General features: G+C 47.7%; 1 protein-coding gene. It reads right to left on the bottom strand.

The window, feature by feature from the left end; all coding sequences use genetic code 11:
• Positions 1-244 precede the first annotated feature (244 nt).
• Positions 245-792, bottom strand: a 548-nt coding sequence (locus QUW60_RS15040) for an ISAs1 family transposase (protein ID WP_289561511.1), incomplete at its 5' end; no start/stop codon positions are given.

Here is a 792-nt window from a genome sequence, read left to right as displayed (position 1 = left end):
GAGGATGTATATCTCCAGCCTGGAGATAGAGCATATTCCCTTTGGTCTGGTAAATTGCAACGCTTCAAGTCTGTCGGCCGAAGGGACGCGCTTTTGCGTTTCACGGGACCGCTGCCGTCACGGCTCTTTCATTTAAGTTTAGAAGAAGGTATATAATCCCTCCCACCCACTTCTTATGGGAAGCAGGAACTTTGGTATATTTGATACCCAAGACGTTACGAATCCTCTGAAATTACAAATTATCTCATTTTTGAGCCAGCATATGTATTATTGCGGTAAAGTTCATGGAAAGTTCTCCGATAAGTTCGGCCGTTCCCTTTGCCTTGTCAGAGAGCTTTTTCCTTTTGCCTTTCCATATCGAGAGTATTGCCAGTACCATCCTCTGTATCGTGTCAAGGTTTCTGGCGGACCTTGTACTTTTCCGTCTGATAAAGTCCTGCCTCAGGTTGCGGTCAAGGTCCCAGTGCATGCTTTCTATTGCCCAATGCATTCTGGCTATTGTGCCCAGCCGCCGGGCACTTCCGTGAAAGCTGGAGACATAGAACCTTCTTTCGGAAGATTTCTGACCGTCAGATTTCCTTTCCGTTGCAGTCCGTATTTCGACAACCGTCAGATCTCCATTCCACTTTTCCCTGTCCGTAATCAGGTCATTTCCACGAAAGATGCGGCATACCCTGGTCTCTATCCTGCCATGTTCAAGGAAAGGCCCTTCCGAATATACATCCACAGGCTCTGCAAGCCCGACATTGTCCTCAATCCCATATCGCAAAGTCCTCTGGTTCGCCTTCAGCT

The organism is Bacteroides gallinaceum, from assembly GCF_030373775.1.
GTDB lineage: Bacteria > Bacteroidota > Bacteroidia > Bacteroidales > Bacteroidaceae > Phocaeicola > Phocaeicola excrementipullorum.
The sequence above is the reverse complement of the archived record's forward strand: the minus strand, read 5'-3'. Positions and strand labels throughout refer to the sequence as shown.